Source organism: Microtetraspora sp. AC03309, from assembly GCF_020826795.1.
GTDB classification, from domain to species: domain Bacteria; phylum Actinomycetota; class Actinomycetes; order Streptosporangiales; family Streptosporangiaceae; genus Microtetraspora; species Microtetraspora glauca.
Window position 1 is genome coordinate 1 of sequence record NZ_JADDIL010000094.1, and the last position, 16,716, is coordinate 16,716.

Genomic DNA, 16,716 nt, shown 5'->3' on the forward strand with positions numbered 1-16,716 from the left:
GGCCAGGGGTGGGTGCTCGGGTCCGGGTGAGTCGAGGGCGCGATGCCTCCCCTTTCCCGCCTTGCGCACATTTGCTAGCTATGGGCTATCTTGGTGATATCACTTCAATAGCAAGGAGGGGCGATGGAGCGTCGGGCGTTCCGCCTGAACGGCTTCGCCGTGATGATCGGGCTGCTGGTGCTCGGCGGCGCGCTGGCCGCGGCCGGGCTGGCGATCGGTGTCGAGGTGCTGGCCGGGGCGGCGATCCTGTGGGGTGTGATCTTCGTGATCATGGCCACGGGTTTCACCGTGATCAACCCCAACGAGGCCAAGGTGGTGCAGTTCCTCGGCCGCTATGTCGGCTCGGTGAACGACGCCGGCTTCCAGTGGGTGGCGCCACTGACGACCAAGCAGCGCGTGACCCTGCGCGTGCGCAACTTCGAGACGGCCAAGCTCAAGGTCAACGACGCCGACGGCAACCCCGTGGACATCGCCGCGGTCGTCGTCTACAAGGTCGTCGACACCGCGCGGGCCGCGTTCTCTGTCGACGACTACGAGGAGTACGTCGCCATCCAGTCCGAGGCGGCGGTGCGGCACCTGGCCACCAGCCACCCGTACGACTCGCACGTCGAGGGCAGGACCAGCCTGCGCGACGGCGCCGAGGTGGCCGAGGAGCTCACCGCCGAGCTGCGCGAACGCACCGGGCTCGCGGGGGTCGAGGTCCTGGAGGCCCGGATCACCCACCTGGCGTACGCGCCGGAGATCGCCCAGGCCATGCTGGTCCGGCAACAGGCCGCGCAGGTCGTCGCCGCGCGTGCCCACATCGTCGAGGGCGCGGTCGGTATGGTGGGGCTCGCCCTGGACCGCCTGTCCGAGCAGGGCGTGGTCGAACTCGACGAGGAGCGCAAGGCCCAGATGGTGTCCAACCTCCTGGTCGTCCTCTGCGGCGACCGGGCGACCCAGCCGGTGGTCAACGCCGGCAGCCTCTATGCCTGACCATGCCTGAGCGTAAGAAGCTCCTGCTCCGGCTGGACCCGGCCGTCTACGAGGCCGTCGCCAAGTGGGCCGCCGACGACCTGCGCAGCGTCAACGCCCAGATCGAGTACGGCCTGCGCCTCGCGCTCAGGCAGGCGGGGCGCGACACCAGGCGCGAGGTCCGGGACGGCACCGGAGAAGGTGCGGCGGAGGGCGCGTCGGCGGGTGCCGGACGGAGCGCCGGAGAGAGCACGGAGCCGGACGTCCCGGAGAGCTGACCGGCCCTCCGGGACGTCCGGCGGCGGCATGGCATCGACTGGCTCCTTCGGGGCGAGCGGGTGGTGGCGAGGCTTCCGCGGTTCAGACGGCGAAGAGCAGGACGGCGCTGATGAGGACGGTCACGGCGGTGGCGAAGTGGATGCCGAAGGCCGCGGCCTTGGTGCCGCCATGGCGCAGGACGATGAGGGTGTCGCCGAGGGGCGTGAGGGCGACGGCCAGCATGAACCAGCCCACCGCGTGCGCGTCCGCGAAGGCGATCAGGGCGAGGCCGATGATGCCGGAGGTGAGGTCGCGCAGGCCCTTGATGGTCAGGTACGCGGCGTCGCCGTCCTGCTTGGCGGGCACGCCGTAGCCGGCGGCGGCGGCCTGGGGGGCCAGGAGGAAGCGGGCGCCGATGACGACGACGAGGAGGGTGAGGGCGATGGCGAGGCCGTAGGCGATGGGGGTGAGCATGGTCTACTCCGCTTGCTAGCAGTGCTAGGAACAAGACTGACGCTATCAGAGCGACGATAGAAGCGCTAGCGGTGCTAGGCTGCGGACATGTCGATTCAGGAGCGCCGGGAGCGCGAGCGGGCGGAGCGGGAGCGGTTGATCATCACGGCGGCCAGGGAGCTGGCCGAGGCCGAGGGCTGGGAGGCGGTGACGATACGCCGCCTCGCCGAACGGGTGGAATACAGCCAGCCGGTGCTCTACAGCCATTTCAAGGGCAAGGACGCCATCATGGCGGCGGTCGCCGTGGAGGGTTTCGCCGACCTGGCCGCCGAACTGCGCGCGGCCCGCACGGCGGCGACCGATCCTCGACAGGCCCTCGCCGTGGTCAGCGCCGCCTACACCGCGTTCGCCGACCGGCGTTCCGCGCTGTACGACGCCATGTTCAGCCATGTCGTCGACCTGCCGTTCGCCACCCCCGAGGCGCCGTCCGCCCTGCATGCCGCCTTCGGCGAGCTGAGCGGAGCCATCCGGCCACATGCCGGTGACGACGACCTGGGCCTGCTCACCGAGGTCTTCTGGGGCGGCCTCCACGGGCTGGTCACCCTCATGCGCGGCGGCAGGCTCCCGCGTGCGGACCACGACCGGCGGCTGGCACTGCTGATCAGCCGCTTCGCCCGAGCCTGAACAACGACCGATTCCCCGACTCGGGAGGGGGATATCGGCCGACGTCGGCTTCGCCGATCGTGCCGCCGGTGACCACCGCCTTCTTGCGGCAACGGCGAGCGTGGACCCCGCGCTGGTCATGCGGCGGAAGGGGAGCCGCGGCTCTCCGCGTGAATGTGCTATGGAGGTGCCGTGACGAATCCCCGAAATCCCCAGGCTGTGAACGGCAGGCCCTTCGACGCCGTGCTGTGCGATCTCGACGGCGTGATCCGCTTCTACGACATGACCGAGTTGACCCGGATGGAGCAGGCCGTCGGGCTGGTGGAGGGAACGACCGCCAAGGTCGCACTCGCGCCCGGGAACGACCTGCCGGTCCTCCGGGGCGAGCACACCGTGGAGCAGTGGATAGAGGCCATCGCCTCCGAGCTCTCTGAGCGGCTTCCGGCGGAGCGGGCCCGCGAGCTCGCCACGATGTTCACGCGGACCCCGTTCCGCGCCGACGAGAACGTGGTGGAGATGCTCCGCCTCGCGCAGGCCCACGTGCCCGTCGTGCTGGTGACCAACGCGACCCTGGACGTGGAGGACGACCTCGCCCTGCTGGGTCTCGCGTACTTCGCGGACGACGTCGTGAACAGCGCCAGGATCGGCGTGGTCAAGCCGGACGCGAGGATCTACGAGATCGCCGCCGAGCGGGCGGGCGTTCCGATGGACCGCTGCCTCTTCGTCGATGACCGGGCGGAGAACGTCGAGGCCGCCGTGGCGCTCGGCATGACCGGTGTGGTGTACGGCGCCATCGCGGATCTGGAGGAGGCCCTGGCCCCGCTTCTCGCCCTGGCCACGCCGTAGAGCGGAGTCCGGGCACGGAGTAGACCGGAGTTCCGGGTCACGCCGTGGATCGGAGCTCGGGTCACGCCGTAGACCGGCAAACCCGATGGCGGGCAAACGATCCTGGAGATTATGGCGGTAACAGCTCGGGAAGGACGCAGGTCATCGGCGCGGGCCGATTTCCCGTACGCGATTCCGTCCACCGGTATGGAGAGGATCGGTCGCCGCAGGGCGAGCAGACGCTCCTTTCGGGGTGGGTTTGGGGGGAATAGCGGTTCATTGCCGATGTGTTGGCCGTTGAGCGAGGTGAAGTCCGGCGACAGGAGCCGGTGACGGGGGATCACGCGGCACACGCGCAGGGCAGTGGCCGATCCGCTCACATCCTGAAGCGCCGGGTGTCCCACGCGTACGCGGCTGTGAACATCCGTGCGCGGCGGCACCCGTGATCCGCCCCTTTCCGCGTCTCATCGTCTCTGAAGGAGCACCGTCCTTATGCGGGCACGTCCGTCTGTCACGACGTCTACCGGCCCCGGTCCGAGCTCGGCCGCCGGGACAGGGGAACGCGGCGCCGGGAACGGCGTCGTCCTCACCGTTCTTCACGAAGACGACCTCCCTCCTTCGCGGGATCTCCTGCACGACCTGGCCGGTGAGGTCCGGTACGCCCGCCGGGCGGAACTGGGCGACGCGCTGCGGGGAAGCGACGCTCTCCTGATGTGGGACTCCTTCTCGCCCGCCCTTCGCGAGGCATGGCACCACGCCGACGCGTTGCGCTGGATCCACGTGGCCGCGGCGGGTGTCGACCGGCTGCTCTTCGATGACCTGCGGGCGTCCGACGTGATCGTGACGAACTCCCGCGGCGTCTTCGACCGGCCCATCGCCGAATACGTTCTCGCCTGCGTCCTGGCCTTCGCGAAGGACCTGCCGGGATCGTGGCGGTTGCAGGGCGAGCGGCGCTGGCGGCACCGCGTGACCGAGCGCATCGACGGGAAGACGGTCATGATCGTCGGTACCGGCGCCATCGGTCGCGAGATCGCCCGCATGCTCCGCGCCGTCGGCCTCACGGTCCTGGGCGCGGGACGCTCGACGCGGGACGGCGACGCCGACTTCGGCGCCGTGTACGACTCCTCGCGGCTCGCCGCGCTGGTCGCGGACGTCGACTACCTGGTCAACGTGGCGCCGTTGACCGGTGAGACCCGAAGGCTGATCGACGCCGACGTCCTCGCGGCGCTCAAGCCGGCGGCCCGGCTGATCAATGTCGGCAGGGGGGAGACGGTGGACACCGAGGCCCTCGTCGAGGCCCTGCGTTCGGGACGGCTCGCCGGTGCGGCGCTCGACGTCTTCGAGGAGGAGCCGCTCCCGGCCGGACATCCGCTGTGGTCGTTCCCGCAGGTGCTGATCTCCCCGCACATGAGCGGCGACGCGGCGGGATGGCAGGAGGCGCTCGCCGACACGTTCCTGGAGAACCTGCGCCGATACGTCGCGGGCGCGCCGCTGATCAACGTGGTGGACAAGCACCTCGGCTTCGTCGTCTCGCCCTGATCGCCGATGCCGGGCCCGGCGCCGTCGGCCCCTCCGCTCTATCGGCCGCCTCCCGCGCGGCCGATGCGCTCCACACGGTCGACGGCATGGACCATTCGGTGGCACTGGAGCGAAGGATTGCTCAGCAACGGCTCGCACTCGCCGGTGCCGACGAAACCGAGCCGCTCGTAGAGCCGCCGCGCCCGATCGTTGCCCTCGACGACGTACAGCGCGATCGTGGGATACCGCTGCTCCTCAGCCCAGGCGATGACCTCGTTCACCAGGATGTCGGCGGTGCCGTCGCCGCGAGCGGAGGGGTGCACCCACATGCTGATCAGCTCGACGGCGTCCGGCCCCTCTTCCGGGAAGTGGGCGCCGACGATGCCGACCGGGGTCACGTCGCGGAAGGCGATCGCCCAGAGTCCGCCCTCCGGCCGCAGGCGTGCCCGCCAGGTCGCCTCGTCGTACGTCTGCTCGGTGGCGAGGGACGCGCCGAACGCGTCCGGCGCGTCCGCGAGCGCGGCGAGGCGCAACTCGCGCCAGACGGCCCAATCATCAGGCCCGATCCGGCGCATGCTCACATTGCCAGTCATGTCGCCCATCACCGTGCTTCCTCCGCGTTTCCTCCGTGCCCGACGACGATCCGGCCAATGTACGGGACCCCCCTCGAACCCGCGCGCCAATATTCGCCCGGGCGGCGGCGAGGAGGTGGCGGTCTTCAGCGGCACAGGGGGATGCGGAGCACGAACCTGGCGCCACGCGGGCTGTCGCCGATCGTGAGCGTGCCGCCGTGGTTCTCGGCGATCTGCCGCGCGATCGGCAGTCCGAGGCCGGTTCCCCCGGCGTCCTTCCTTCTGGAGGCGTCGAGCCGGGCGAAGCGCTGGAAGACGAGGTCCCGCTTGTCGAGCGGGATGCCGTCGCCGTCGTCCTGCACTTCGAGCACCGCCGTCCCGCCGTCGCGGGCGACCCTGATCGTCACGTTGCTCTCGGCGTGGCGCTCCGCGTTGTCGAGGAGGTTGCCGAGCAGCCGGGCCAGGTGGAGCCGGTCGCCGGTGACCGTCACGTCGGGGGCGAGCTGCTCGGTCACCGTGACACCGCGCGGTCGCAGCGCCAGCTCGGACGTCACGAGCTCGGCCAGATCGACAAGATCGCGCCGCGCGGGAGCGCCCGCGTCCAGTCGTGCGATCTGCAGGAGGCTGGAGACGAGGGCCTGCTGCCGTTCCACGCTGTCCAGCAGCGCCCGCGCGGTGATCTCCCAGTCGGTGTCGTCCGGGTGCAGGAGCGCCTCCTCGATCTCGGTGTGCATCGCGGTCAACGGGCTGCGCAGGTCGTGGGAGGCGTCCGAGGCGAAGCGGCGCTGCCGCTCCACGGCAGTCTCGGCCCGGTCGAGCGTCTGGTTCGCGCGCTCGGCGAGCCGCCGTAACTCGTCGTGGAACCAGGGGACCGGCACCCGCCGGCTCAGGTCGCCGACGGCGATCTCGGCCAGCTTGGACGTCATGACGTCCACCGGGGCGAGCGTCCTGCCCACGATCCGGTAGGCGGCCAGCCCGGTCACACCGACCAGCAGGATCCAGCCCGCGATGAGCGCGCCGAACAGCTTCAGGCTGACGTACCAGGGGACGTCGGGCACCACCATGTGCAGCCGCCACAGCCCGTCGGGCATGTGGAAGGGGAAGTAGACGCCGATCTTGCATTGGCCCGGGAACGCCCGCAGGTCGCAGATGTCCTTGGTCGCGTAGGCAGTGGCGCGCGAGATCAGCCTGGCCATCGGTGGTGCGTGGGCCACGTTGGGTGTCGCGGCGACGAGGGTGTCGGACGGATCGAACACCTGGATCGCGGTGCCCGGAGTGTCGGGCAGCGGGGGAACGGTGCCCTTCTCGCGCGCCTGCTGGGTGATGTCCACGGCCTGGGCGACGAGGTTCTTCGCGCGGTATTCCCTGTCGTGCTGACGTACGGCGATCAGGGTGAGGATGACGATGACAGTGCAGATCAGCGCCATGACGGCGCTCGTGATCACCGTCAGGCGGGCCCTGATGGAGCATCGCTGCCATGTGCTCACGGGGGCACGGTCATCGCCCACGTGATCACACTAGGGCAGCTATTTTCGACAAAAGGGATATTTCACCCCAAAAATGGTCAACGGGCGCGCTGTGTTCCGGGCCGCTTTCCCGCCGCCGACGCCCGCGTCCAGCATGGCCCGCCGATGTCCGCCGCGTACGGCGGAGCGCTACGCGCGCGGGTGCGGCACCAAGGCACTCCGGGTTTCGCGCCGGTGGTCGGACGGGTTCGTGATCCGGCCACCGGCATGGGGGGGTGGAAGAGGCTGAAGCGGTCAGGACTTGGCGCACCACACCTTGACCGCGCCGATCACCTTGTACGCCTGCGCCTGGGTGATCGCCGTGTCGCCGCCGGACAGTTGGGCGACCGTGTACTGAGCCAGGCTCATGCCGCCCTCCGGGGGATTGAGGATCCGGCTGCACACCTGGCCGGCCTGCCGTATCGCGCGGTCCTCGTTCTCGGCGAGCCCGGGCGCGATCGCCTGGAGTGTTTCCAGGTAGACCGCTCGCTGCCCGGCGTCCGGTGTCGGCAGCTTGGCCGCGCGGTCGGCCGCCGCGCTCTTGGTCGGATTCGCGGCCGGCGGCTTCGCCTCCTCGCCGCCGGTCAGCAGGACGATCGCGACGCCGACGACGGCGACGACCACGATGGCGACGACGATCAGCAGCGGCGCCTTGCTGCGGGGCTTGCGGCGGGAGGTCGGCGGTGGGGGAGGGCCGGGCTGTCCCGGTTGCTGCTGCCATTGCTGCTGGGGCGGGGCGTCATACGGCTGCTGAGGGTAGCCAGGCGTTTGGTGCATGAATTTGAACGTAGAGCCCTCGGCTCTTCCTTGTCGCGGGTATACGCCGAAATGGCCGCTTTTGGTCGCGAATATCCGAGCTGTCGATCATCAGATACCGCATCGACTGCTATTCCGGACATAAAGGTGAAAATAGCATCAAAGGATGCTTTGGGGGGCTTGTTAGGCCAGGGAGCGGACAGACCCTGGGAAGGCTCAGGTCTCTCGAAGGGAAATCTGATCATGTCCGGACACCCTCAGCTGCCCTTCGTACGGCGTGACGTTCTGGAGATCTCCCCCGAGTTCGGAGAACTGCGGGCCAGGGAGCCGATCACCAGGATCCGCACCGAGACCGGAGACGAGGCGTGGCTGGTGAGCGGCTGGGAGGAGATCAGGCAGGTCTTCGCCGACGAGCGGTTCGGCCGGTCGCACCCCTGCCCCGAGTCGGCGCCCCGCCTGTCCAACAACGCGTTCGCCGGCGGCCCGACCGGCGATCACGCCACGGAACGCGCCGTCCACGACTCCATGCGGCGGTTGCTCGCACCCGCCTTCTCGGCCCGCCGGATGCGGAGCCTGTCCACCCGCGTGGATCTTCTGGTGAACGGACTGCTGGACCGGATGGCCGAGCAGGGGCCGCCCGCCGACCTGCACGAGCGGCTGTCCGCCCCGCTGCCGATCCAGGTGATCTGCGAGCTGCTCGGCGTGCCGTACGAGGACAGGGGGAAGTTCCGGGCGATCGCCGAGGAGATGACGGACCTGTCCGACCCGGCGCGCTCCGCCGCGGCCCAGGCGCGGATGAACGCCTACAGCTACGCCATCGTCCGGTCCAAGCGGGAGCGCCCCGGTGAGGACGTGTACTCCGACCTGGCCGCCGCCGAGCTCCCGGAGCACGAGATCGCCAGGATCGCCGGCGGCCTGCTGTTCGCCGGGCACGAGACGACCGTCAACCAGATCGACTACGGCGTGCTGCTGCTCCTGCGCGACCCGGACCAGCGGGACGCCCTGGCCCGCGACCCCGGACGCGTCCCCGGAGCGGTGGAGGAGATCATGCGGGTCGCCGCGCCGAGCCAGCACGGCCTGCTCCGGTACGCGCACGAGGACGTCGAGATCGGCGGGGTGACGATCAGGGCCGGTGAACTGCTGATGCTCGCCACGTTCGCGGCCAACCGGGACGAGCAGGCGTACGCGGACCCTGACCGGTTCGACATCGGACGCGAGAGTCTCAACCCACATGTCGGCTTCGGATACGCGAACCACTACTGCCTCGGGGCGAGTCTCGCCAGGGTGGAGCTGTGCGGCGTGTTCCGCGCGCTCTTCCCGCGCTTCCCCGACCTGCGCCTGGCCATGCCGTACGAGGAGCTGGACGCGCGGGCCGACCGCCTCACCGGAGGTTTCACGGCGCTCCCCGTCACCTGGTGACCCGGTCGGCGCCCCGGCCGGTGACCCGGCGCCGATCCTCGGCGGCGGCCCGATCCCCGTGGGGGCTCTCCTACATGGCCGGCAGCATGGAGCGGGATAGCCGCCCTCCCGGGGCGTAGACGGCGCACATGACGTCGCGATCCCCGTCGGCCCAGGTCTCCTCCGTGGGCATGATCGGGTAGAAGTCCAGCCCGGACGCGGCGTCGCCGGTCCAGTGACGGGCGAACATCGCCCCGCACCTCCGCCACGCGAACGCGGAGAGCGCGGCGCGGTCCCAGGAGCCGTCCGGGACGTGCGCGAAGCCGTACGACTGGTTGTCCGCCCCGCCGACGCACGGCGTGTAGGTCACGACGGGCTCCCCGGCGGACGACGAGTAGACCGGATCGCTGAAGCACTCGCCTCCCTCGATGTGGAGGATCCCGGTCGTACGCGCCGTGATGAAGGTGTCGTCCTTCGCCACGGCCTGCGTGGGCGGGACGACGAAGAGGGCGCCCAGCGCGGCGATGCCGGGCAGCAGCGCCCACCCGCGCGAGCGGACCCGCGAGGGGATGCGGGCGGTGGCCATCGTCGTCACCTGTCCGTCGGCTCCATCTGGTCAGCGACCTTTTCCATTGTTCGGCGCGATCGTAAACGAGCCTCAGTGAACGCCGGCCCAACGGCGGATGTCGCGCAAGAGGACGATCATCAGTTCATCTCACGTCCAGTTCACGGTCGATCAACGGTCAGCCGTCCCTGGGTGAATTCGGGCGTCCGCCTGGCGATCGCAGGTGGACCGCAGCCCCTCATCCAATGGAGTGAAACGAACGTGAGTGACGTCAGACGACCGTGGCCGATCGGGTCCCGGCCGGGCAAGCTGGCGATGATCGGCGCGGGCGCGCTGCTCATCGGCGGCCTGTCCGTCGGCCCCATGGCCTTCGGTGCGGCCGCTCCGCCCGTGTACCCCGCCTCCGAGCTGAACAAGCCGTCCCCCATCCCGGACCGCATCATCCTCACCCCGACCACCACGCCGTCCGGCAGCCAGAAGGTGACCTGGCGCGCCGAGGCCACCGCCGACACGGCGCAGGCACAGATCCTGGAGGCGCCGCGCGCGCTCGGCCAGGTCCTCCCGGCAGCGGGCGCGATGAAGACCGTCATGGCGGGTTCCAGCACGCCGGTGAACACGACGCTGGGGTACGCCTCGACCTACCACACGGTCGAGTTCTCCGGCCTGAAGCCGAACACCCGGTACACCTACCGGGTCGGCGACGGCACCAACTGGAGCGCGTGGACGGACTTCACCACCGCCGCCGCCGGGTTCCAGCCGTTCTCGTTCATCTACTACGGCGACGCCCAGAACTACATCGACTCGGCCGTGCCCCGGGTCTTCCGCCAGGCGTTCGCCGACCGCCCGCAGGCCAGGGCGATCGTCAACGCCGGTGACCTCATCGACTCCGCGAACAGCGAGGAGCAGTGGGGTCAGTGGTTCCGGGCGGGCGGCTTCATCGACAGCCAGGTCAACAACATCTCGATCCCGGGCAACCACGAGTACAGCAACGGGCTGTCGACCTTCTGGCGCCCGCAGTTCCCGTACCCGGACAACGGTCCGGGCAACGCCGAGCTGAAGCAGACCGCCTACACCGTGGACTACCAGGGCGTCCGCTTCATCGGGCTGGACTCCAACTATCAGAGCAACGCCACGCTGATGGCCGCGCAGACGAGCTGGCTTGAGGGTCTGCTCAAGGACAACCCGAACAAGTGGACCGTGGTCACGCTCCACCACCCCGTCTACTCGACCACGGGCACCAGGAACAACCCGCAGGTCCGCGACCAGTGGGGCCCGCTGTTCGAGAAGTACGGCGTCGACCTGGTCCTCCAGGGCCACGACCACTCGTACGGCCGTGGCAACGTCCAGACGGCGCGGAAGTCGGCCACCGTGCACAACGGTGTCGTCTACGTCGTGTCCGTGTCCGGCGGCAAGATGTACGCGCTCAACAACGGCGAGAACTGGACCGGCAACGGCGCCGAGGCCGTGAGCACCAGCCAGAACACGCAGCTGTACCAGCTCATCGACGTCGAGGCGGACAGCATCCGGTTCGAGTCGCGGTACGCCAACGGCGAGCACCACGACGGCTTCCTCGTCAGGAAGAACGGCGACGGCGAGCGCACGGTCAACGAGATCCGCACCGCGGAGAACACCGTCGGCGAGCAGGTCGCGCTCGACAAGACCACGGTCGAGAAGAGGGGCTCCCTCAAGGTCTCGGCGTACGGCTACGACCCGTCCGAGCAGGTCACCGTCCGGCTGCGCGCCGCCGCCGCCGACGTCAGCGCCGAGGAGAGGGGCAAGGGCGACGGGCACGGCGACGTCGAGATCGGCCGGGCGCAGGCCGACGAGCTGGGCCGGCTGACCTACGACCTCCGGCTCCCGGCCAACGTCAAGGACGGCACCTACGTGGTCTACCTGGAGAGCCAGAACCAGAAGATCACCAGCCCCGTCGTCACCGTCACCAAGAAGTAAGCGGAGACCGTGTGGGGACCCGGGTTCGCGGTCCCCACACGGCTTCGTACGGGAGAACCCATGTCCCTGTCCCTCAGGGTGCTCGCCTGCCTGTTCATCTCCGGCCTCGCGGTCGGTGGCCTCGCCCCCGCGGCCGCCGCCCACCCGTTCGGCCCGCCCTCGACCGCCCGGGTCAGCGTGGACGGCGCGAACGTGGCCGTCACCTGGCTCGCCGCCGAGGACGACTGGGTCGCGCTCGGCCAGTCGCTCGGCGCCTTCGAGGACCCGTCCACCGGCGCGGTGTCGGTGGAGCTGACGGGGGAGCAGAAGCTCCAGCGTTCCTCCGCCGTACGCGACTATCTCCTCTCCCGCGTGGCGGTCACGCGGGACGGCATGCGCTGTCCCGGACGGCTGGAGCCCCTTGAGCGGCTGCTCGCCGACGGTGCCCGCTTCGTCTTCGAGTGCCCCGGCCCGGTGGTCGACGCCGACATCACGGTCGAGGCGCTCACCGACCTCAACGCGTCCTACCGCACGATGATCAGCGCGGACACGCCCGCCACCCCGGACCGCGCGCTCCTCACCGCCGCGCACGCCACCCAGCGCATGCGCTTCACCTCCGCAGGTACGTCGTCCGGGGTCATGTCCGTGGCCCTGTCCGGGAGCCTCGGCGCCGTCGGCGTGGCCGCGCTCGGCGCGATCGTGCTGGTACGGCGTCACCGCCGCCCCGCCGTGGCGGCCGACCGGCGGAACGACGGAGGTGTGCGGGCATGACCGGCGGCACGGAGTCCGAGAACTACCTGATCAGCCTCTTCGACAGCACCGGGGCGTTCTGGCTGGTCCTGGCCGTCGCGTTCGGCGTGGGCGCCCTGCACGCGGTCGCGCCGGGACACGGCAAGAGCGTGACCGCGGCCTACCTCATCGGAACGCGGGGCCGGTACCGGCACGCCGTGCGCCTGGGGGTGATCGTCGCGCTGATGCACACCTTCTCGGTGCTCGTCCTCGCACTGGCCTGGGTCGGCCTGTCGACCGCGGCCTTCGACACCAAGACCGTCACCGCCTGGATGCAGATGCTGGCCGGACTCGTGGTGATCGCCGTCGGCGTCCATCTCGTCCGCCGCCATCTGATCACCCGATCGCACGGCGACGGGCATGGCCACGGGCACGGTCATGGGCACGGCCACGGCCACGGCCACGGTCATGGGCACGGGCATGGGCATGGGCACGGGCACGGGCATGACGGGGATCCGCTGGTCGATCCGTGGTCGTGGCGCGGCCTGACCGCGCTCGCGATCTCCGGCGGGCTGGTCCCCTCGCCTTCGGCGTTCATCGTCCTGGTCACCGGGCTGCTCACGGGACGAGCTCTCGTGGCGGTCACGGTCGTCGTCGCGTTCGGCGTCGGGATGGCCCTCACCCTCACCGCGGTCGGCGTCCTGACGATCCGGGGATCGGCGCTGCTGGCCGGCCGTACCCGGGGGTCGCGGTTCGCCGCCGCGGTGGCGTCGTGGACCCCCGCGCTCGCGGGCGTCGCGGTATCGGCCGGTGGGCTTCTCTATCTCGCCACCGCCATCGGCGCGCTCGCCTCCTGACGCAGGGCGAGGGTGCACCTGCGATACGAGATCACGCTCGGCACTCTCGAACGAGCCGATGACCGACTACGAGGCATTGCCGGAGGAGGCCGGTCATCCTCGACCGCCACACCGCTACCCGGGCTACTCCCCGAGGTCGGCGATCTCCGCCACCCGCACTCCATCCAGTTCCAGGCCACCCCACCTGGTGCCGTCCAGCGTGAGGATGTCCGCCCGCCACAGCCGCGCCAGCATCACCGTGTGCGCGTCCTCCCAGCGCTGCTTGTCGCCCAACCGCTCCGCGACTCGGCCGAGCTCCAGCGCGTCATCGAAGTCGCCCAGCGCACCGTACGAGCCGTGCTCCAGCCTTGCGATGCCCCGCACCGCCGGAAGGAACCCCGACTCGTCGCCGCCGCCCATCTCCGCGGCCACCGACGCGACGACCAGCGCCGGCACCACCAACCGCAGGCCCCGTGCATCCAACCCGAACAGCATCGTGATCAGCGAGAGGTCCCCCCGGGCGACCTCCGACACCACGGTGGCGTCCAGGACATAGCCGGCCTCAGCCATCAGCGGTCCGCTTCTCGACCCGCTCGCGCTGCGCCAGCAGGTGGGCGGTCATCCGCTCCACTCGCGCCGAGGCGTCCGGATCCGCCAGCACCGTCTCCACCGCCGCGAGGACTGCGGCGTCGGCCGTGCGGTCCGCCTCGGCCCGCCGAGCCAACGCGGCGTTGACCAGAGCCGACACCGACTTGGCCCGCCCCGCCTGCACCTCGGACTGCGCGTATTCGAGCAACTGCTCCTCGATGGTGACACTCACCGGCTTCGTCGTCATGCGATAACCATACGACGAACCGGCTCGGGCTGTAGGAACCCCGCGAGACGGCGAAGGGCCGACCCTGAGCACCCAGGGCCGGCACGCCACCACCTGACGTCAGGACCCGCGACGGTCCACCATCACATCGGACAGCGCTGGGTCCGGGCCCTGGGGCAGATACCGACCACGTGCCATCCCCGGTGCTCGTACCTGGCGCACACCGTGCCTGCCGACCCGGGAGAGGTCACCGCTAGACGCCCGACAGGAGCCCCTCCAGGTCGCGGATCTCGCGCAGCAGCTCCGGCGCGAGCGACTCCGCCTTGTCCCGGTCGAGCCGGACGCTGGGCCCGGCGATGCTGATCACACCGACGGGCGTCGAGGCGCCCGCGGGCACGATCGCCGCGGCCATGCCCGCCAGCCCGGCCTTGTAGATGGCGTCGACGAACGCGTAGCCCTGCTCGCGCGCGCGGACCACGTACTCCATCAACTCCGCCTCGTCACGGGGGGCGCGGGCACCGAACTCCGACTCCTTCGGATATCCCTGCGCGGCGGCCAGTTCGCTCACCCGCGCGTCGGTCTGGTGCGCCAGCCAGGCGATCCCCGTCGCGCTGCAGCTGAGCATGACCTGGGCTCCCATGTCGGGGTCGTCGTAACGCAGGCCGTTGCGCGCCCCCTGCCGCTTCTCCACCCAGAACAACCGGTCGTCCTCGACGATGCTGAGCCGTACGAGCTCACCGGAGACCGCGGCCAGCCGCTGGAGGGCGGGCTTGGCCAGGTCGACCAGCGGATACTGGCCGAGATGGCGCAGCGCGAGGGAGGTGAAACGAAGGCTGATCGCATAGTTGCCCTGCGGCCCCACCTGCTGCGTGAAACCGGCGGCGGCCAGTTCAGCCAGTGCCCGGTGCGCCGCGCTCTTGGGAAGGTCGAGCCGCTGTGCGATCTCGTTGAGAGGCAGGCCGTCGATCTCCGTCGCGAGCACCTTGAGCACGGCGAGGCCGCGTGCCAGCGATCCGCTCATGAAAATCTCCCTTCAGTCGTCAACGCATTCAGGCCCGTCCGGTCAACTCGGCTCCGAATTCTTGGAATACGTGCTGTCGGAGCCGTTGTGAAGCGTCTGTGATTTTCCCATGACCTCAACGGTGGCGCGGTCCGCGCGGCCTGGTCACTCATTACGTGAATTGCCGGTGACGTGACGTGCCGCGAGGAAACCGAATGTCATCGCCGGGCCGAGGTTGATGCCGCCCGCGGGGTAGTGGCCGCCCATGACGCTCGCCTGGTCATTGCCGACGACGTATAGGCCCGCGATCGGGTTCCCATCGGCGTCCACGGCCTGGGCATGCTTGTTCGTCCTGATGCCGGCGAACGTCCCGAAGCTCCCGGGCACCACACGGACGGCGTAGAACGGGCCCTTCTCGACAGGACCGAGGGACGGATTCGGCGTCGACTTCTTGTCCCCGCCGTAACGGTTGAATGGCGTGGAGCCGCGCCCGAATTCGTCGTCCACACCGCGGCGCGCGCCGTCGTTGAATCGTGCGACGGTCCGCTCCAGTCCGTCGGGATCGATGCCGCAGACCCGGGCCAGTTCGCGTAGGGTGCGGCCCTTCTTCAGATATCCGCTCCGGAGATAGGGGAAGAGCGGCACCGGCCGTGGCTTCACCATGCCCAGGGGGTATCTGCGGACGTATCGCGAGTCGGCGATCAGCCACGACTGGACGGGCTCTCCCTCAGGCGCCGCCGCGATCATCCCCGCCACGTAGTCGTAGTAGCCGTTCGCCTCGTTGACGAAGCGCCGGCCGGTGCTCAGCACGCCGATCGCGCCCGGCTTCGCCCGGTCCATGATGTGCGGGAACGTGCCCACCCGCCCGTTCCGGTACGGCACGAGCGAGACAGGGCACCACGCGGCGGGAGAGGCCACGTCGGTGCGGAAGTGGGCGCCAACCTGCTCGGCCATGGTGATGCCCGAGCCGTCCGCCGTTTCCGGCGTCAGCGTGTGGTGCTCCCTCCCCGTCGGCGTGCGGGGGAAGAGTCGCCCGCGCCGTTCGACGTCGTTCGGGAATCCGCCGGTGGCGAGGATGACGCCCCGCGAGGCGAGGTAGCGTGTCACGCCCTGTGGCGTTCGGACCCGCGCGCCGACGACCCGGCCGTCCTCGTCGGTGAGCAGTTCTTCCGCGGCCGCCGAGACCCGTAGGCCGACCCCGCGGTCGTCGGCGGACTTCGCCAGCCGCGCCGTGAGCGCGGTGCCGTTGACGAGCTGCATGCCGGTCCGGTGGACGACGAGGTCGACGACGTGCAGCCCGACCCGCCAGGTGGCATGGAGGAGGCCGCGGAGGTCCCCCCGCGAAGCGGAGAGGAACCGTTGCAGGTCGGAGCCGGCCATGATGCCGAGCCCGAGGAAAGACGTCTCGTACAGCTGGCGGCGCAGCTTCCTGCGCAGCGGCCGGGGGATGCGCCGCGCGTTGACCGGCTTCGGACCTACGGAGCGGTGACCGGTGCCCGCGCCCGGCAGGTCGCCGTAGATGTCATTGATCGTGGTGCCGGGAACGAAACGCATGAATGTCTGGTGATGGAAGAAGTCCACCATCCGGGGCGCGCCGTCGAGGAACGCGTCGATCCGCTCGGCGTCGTAGTCGTCGCCCAGGCAGGTGCGGAGGTAGGTGCGGAACGTCTCGGCATCCTCGTCGACGCCGTCCGCCTTCGCGAAGAAGGAGCCGGGTGTCCACATCCACCCGCCCGACCACGCGCTCGCGCCGCCCAGCACCGGCGCCGCCTCGACGACCTCGACGCGAGCTCCCGCGTGCGCGGCGGTCACCGCGGCGGACAGGCCGCCGGCGCCGGAGCCGATCACGAGCACGTCGCACCGGACCTCCGGTATCGCCGCGGGATCGGTGTGGTGATGACGGGAAGGGGAGGGACTCTTCATCGCTGCTTTCTCCACGCT

Annotated in this window: 18 protein-coding genes; 9 read left to right on the forward strand and 9 right to left on the reverse strand. The window is 70.2% G+C overall.

Annotation, left to right across the window (positions count from 1 at the left end):
* Positions 1–123 precede the first annotated feature (123 nt).
* Together IMZ11_RS37110 and IMZ11_RS37115 are read left to right on the forward strand one after the other, a co-directional pair.
* Complete coding sequence (locus tag IMZ11_RS37110; RefSeq protein WP_228647295.1) at positions 124–975, forward strand: SPFH domain-containing protein; 852 nt, start codon at positions 124–126, stop codon at positions 973–975.
* A gap of 2 nt (positions 976–977) precedes the next feature.
* Entirely contained in the window at positions 978–1,232 is a 255-nt protein-coding gene (locus tag IMZ11_RS37115) for a hypothetical protein (protein ID WP_228647297.1), read from the forward strand.
* 82 nt (positions 1,233–1,314) lie between these two features.
* Here IMZ11_RS37115 and IMZ11_RS37120 read toward each other — a convergent pair whose 3' ends face one another.
* Positions 1,315–1,686 (reverse strand): DUF4267 domain-containing protein, encoded by a 372-nt coding sequence (locus IMZ11_RS37120; protein ID WP_228647299.1) that lies wholly within the window; start codon positions 1,684–1,686, stop codon positions 1,315–1,317.
* Positions 1,687–1,773: 87 nt separating this feature from the next.
* Between IMZ11_RS37120 and IMZ11_RS37125 the strand changes: the two genes are divergently transcribed.
* The 3 genes from IMZ11_RS37125 to IMZ11_RS37135 all read left to right on the forward strand — a co-directional run bounded on the left by IMZ11_RS37125 (position 1,774) and on the right by IMZ11_RS37135 (position 4,692).
* Positions 1,774–2,349, forward strand: coding sequence for a TetR/AcrR family transcriptional regulator (locus IMZ11_RS37125; RefSeq protein ID WP_228647302.1), 576 nt, complete (start codon positions 1,774–1,776; stop codon positions 2,347–2,349).
* 171 nt (positions 2,350–2,520) lie between these two features.
* Positions 2,521–3,174, forward strand: a complete 654-nt coding sequence (locus IMZ11_RS37130; RefSeq protein WP_228647304.1) for an HAD family hydrolase — start codon at positions 2,521–2,523, stop codon at positions 3,172–3,174.
* 471 nt (positions 3,175–3,645) lie between these two features.
* The gene (locus tag IMZ11_RS37135) at positions 3,646–4,692 is read left to right on the forward strand and encodes a D-2-hydroxyacid dehydrogenase (RefSeq protein ID WP_228647306.1); all 1,047 of its coding nucleotides are present in this window, start codon (positions 3,646–3,648) and stop codon (positions 4,690–4,692) included.
* Between the two features lie 38 nt (positions 4,693–4,730).
* On the opposite strand, the gene IMZ11_RS37140 is transcribed toward IMZ11_RS37135, so the two are convergent.
* The 3 genes from IMZ11_RS37140 to IMZ11_RS37150 all read right to left on the reverse strand — a co-directional run bounded on the left by IMZ11_RS37140 (position 4,731) and on the right by IMZ11_RS37150 (position 7,525).
* Complete coding sequence (locus tag IMZ11_RS37140) at positions 4,731–5,273, reverse strand: GNAT family N-acetyltransferase (protein ID WP_228647308.1); 543 nt, start codon at positions 5,271–5,273, stop codon at positions 4,731–4,733.
* A gap of 116 nt (positions 5,274–5,389) precedes the next feature.
* The gene (locus IMZ11_RS37145; protein ID WP_228647309.1) at positions 5,390–6,730 is read right to left on the reverse strand and encodes a HAMP domain-containing sensor histidine kinase; all 1,341 of its coding nucleotides are present in this window, start codon (positions 6,728–6,730) and stop codon (positions 5,390–5,392) included.
* Positions 6,731–7,003: 273 nt separating this feature from the next.
* Positions 7,004–7,525, reverse strand: coding sequence for a DUF732 domain-containing protein (locus IMZ11_RS37150; protein ID WP_228647311.1), 522 nt, complete (start codon positions 7,523–7,525; stop codon positions 7,004–7,006).
* 222 nt (positions 7,526–7,747) lie between these two features.
* Here IMZ11_RS37150 and IMZ11_RS37155 point away from each other — a divergent pair, with 222 nt between their 5' ends.
* Positions 7,748–8,923: a cytochrome P450 gene (locus IMZ11_RS37155; protein ID WP_228647313.1), complete on the forward strand. Its 1,176-nt coding sequence runs from the start codon at positions 7,748–7,750 to the stop codon at positions 8,921–8,923.
* A gap of 70 nt (positions 8,924–8,993) precedes the next feature.
* On the opposite strand, the gene IMZ11_RS37160 is transcribed toward IMZ11_RS37155, so the two are convergent.
* Entirely contained in the window at positions 8,994–9,497 is a 504-nt protein-coding gene (locus IMZ11_RS37160; RefSeq protein ID WP_228647315.1) for a hypothetical protein, read from the reverse strand.
* A 231-nt stretch (positions 9,498–9,728) separates the two neighbouring features.
* Here IMZ11_RS37160 and IMZ11_RS37165 point away from each other — a divergent pair, with 231 nt between their 5' ends.
* From IMZ11_RS37165 to IMZ11_RS37175, 3 genes are read left to right on the forward strand one after another with little or no spacing between them, the layout of a single operon-like run.
* On the forward strand, positions 9,729–11,417 hold the full coding sequence (locus IMZ11_RS37165; protein WP_228647317.1) for a metallophosphoesterase family protein: 1,689 nt from the start codon (positions 9,729–9,731) through the stop codon (positions 11,415–11,417).
* A gap of 60 nt (positions 11,418–11,477) precedes the next feature.
* Entirely contained in the window at positions 11,478–12,167 is a 690-nt protein-coding gene (locus IMZ11_RS37170) for a hypothetical protein (protein ID WP_228647319.1), read from the forward strand.
* Positions 12,164–12,982: a nickel/cobalt transporter gene (locus IMZ11_RS37175; RefSeq protein ID WP_228647321.1), complete on the forward strand. Its 819-nt coding sequence runs from the start codon at positions 12,164–12,166 to the stop codon at positions 12,980–12,982. The genes IMZ11_RS37170 and IMZ11_RS37175 overlap by 4 nt, the downstream gene beginning before the upstream one ends.
* 123 nt (positions 12,983–13,105) lie before the next feature.
* On the opposite strand, the gene IMZ11_RS37180 is transcribed toward IMZ11_RS37175, so the two are convergent.
* From IMZ11_RS37180 to IMZ11_RS37195, 4 genes are all read right to left on the reverse strand, one after another.
* Complete coding sequence (locus IMZ11_RS37180; RefSeq protein ID WP_228647323.1) at positions 13,106–13,531, reverse strand: hypothetical protein; 426 nt, start codon at positions 13,529–13,531, stop codon at positions 13,106–13,108.
* Positions 13,524–13,796 carry a hypothetical protein gene (locus IMZ11_RS37185; RefSeq protein ID WP_228647325.1) on the reverse strand — a complete coding sequence of 91 codons (273 nt, stop codon included), beginning with the start codon at positions 13,794–13,796 and terminating at the stop codon, positions 13,524–13,526. Before IMZ11_RS37185 ends, IMZ11_RS37180 begins: the two co-directional genes overlap by 8 nt.
* A 232-nt stretch (positions 13,797–14,028) precedes the next feature.
* On the reverse strand, positions 14,029–14,796 hold the full coding sequence (locus IMZ11_RS37190) for an IclR family transcriptional regulator (RefSeq protein WP_061252925.1): 768 nt from the start codon (positions 14,794–14,796) through the stop codon (positions 14,029–14,031).
* A gap of 144 nt (positions 14,797–14,940) precedes the next feature.
* Complete coding sequence (locus IMZ11_RS37195; protein WP_228647327.1) at positions 14,941–16,698, reverse strand: FAD-dependent oxidoreductase; 1,758 nt, start codon at positions 16,696–16,698, stop codon at positions 14,941–14,943.
* Positions 16,699–16,716 lie beyond the last annotated feature (18 nt).

Bases quoted from the DNA above. Each gene is read 5' to 3' on its own strand.
- IMZ11_RS37110 (WP_228647295.1), top strand. From the start codon at position 124: ATGGAGCGTCGGGCGTTCCGCCTGAACGGCTTCGCCGTGATGATCGGG.
- IMZ11_RS37115 (WP_228647297.1), top strand. From the start codon at position 978: ATGCCTGAGCGTAAGAAGCTCCTGCTCCGGCTGGACCCGGCCGTCTAC.
- IMZ11_RS37120 (WP_228647299.1), bottom strand. From the start codon at position 1,686: ATGCTCACCCCCATCGCCTACGGCCTCGCCATCGCCCTCACCCTCCTC.
- IMZ11_RS37125 (WP_228647302.1), top strand. From the start codon at position 1,774: ATGTCGATTCAGGAGCGCCGGGAGCGCGAGCGGGCGGAGCGGGAGCGG.
- IMZ11_RS37135 (WP_228647306.1), top strand. From the start codon at position 3,646: ATGCGGGCACGTCCGTCTGTCACGACGTCTACCGGCCCCGGTCCGAGC.
- IMZ11_RS37140 (WP_228647308.1), bottom strand. From the start codon at position 5,273: ATGGGCGACATGACTGGCAATGTGAGCATGCGCCGGATCGGGCCTGAT.
- IMZ11_RS37150 (WP_228647311.1), bottom strand. From the start codon at position 7,525: ATGCACCAAACGCCTGGCTACCCTCAGCAGCCGTATGACGCCCCGCCC.
- IMZ11_RS37155 (WP_228647313.1), top strand. From the start codon at position 7,748: ATGTCCGGACACCCTCAGCTGCCCTTCGTACGGCGTGACGTTCTGGAG.
- IMZ11_RS37170 (WP_228647319.1), top strand. From the start codon at position 11,478: ATGTCCCTGTCCCTCAGGGTGCTCGCCTGCCTGTTCATCTCCGGCCTC.
- IMZ11_RS37175 (WP_228647321.1), top strand. From the start codon at position 12,164: ATGACCGGCGGCACGGAGTCCGAGAACTACCTGATCAGCCTCTTCGAC.
- IMZ11_RS37180 (WP_228647323.1), bottom strand. From the start codon at position 13,531: ATGGCTGAGGCCGGCTATGTCCTGGACGCCACCGTGGTGTCGGAGGTC.
- IMZ11_RS37185 (WP_228647325.1), bottom strand. From the start codon at position 13,796: ATGACGACGAAGCCGGTGAGTGTCACCATCGAGGAGCAGTTGCTCGAA.
- IMZ11_RS37190 (WP_061252925.1), bottom strand. From the start codon at position 14,796: ATGAGCGGATCGCTGGCACGCGGCCTCGCCGTGCTCAAGGTGCTCGCG.
- IMZ11_RS37195 (WP_228647327.1), bottom strand. From the start codon at position 16,698: ATGAAGAGTCCCTCCCCTTCCCGTCATCACCACACCGATCCCGCGGCG.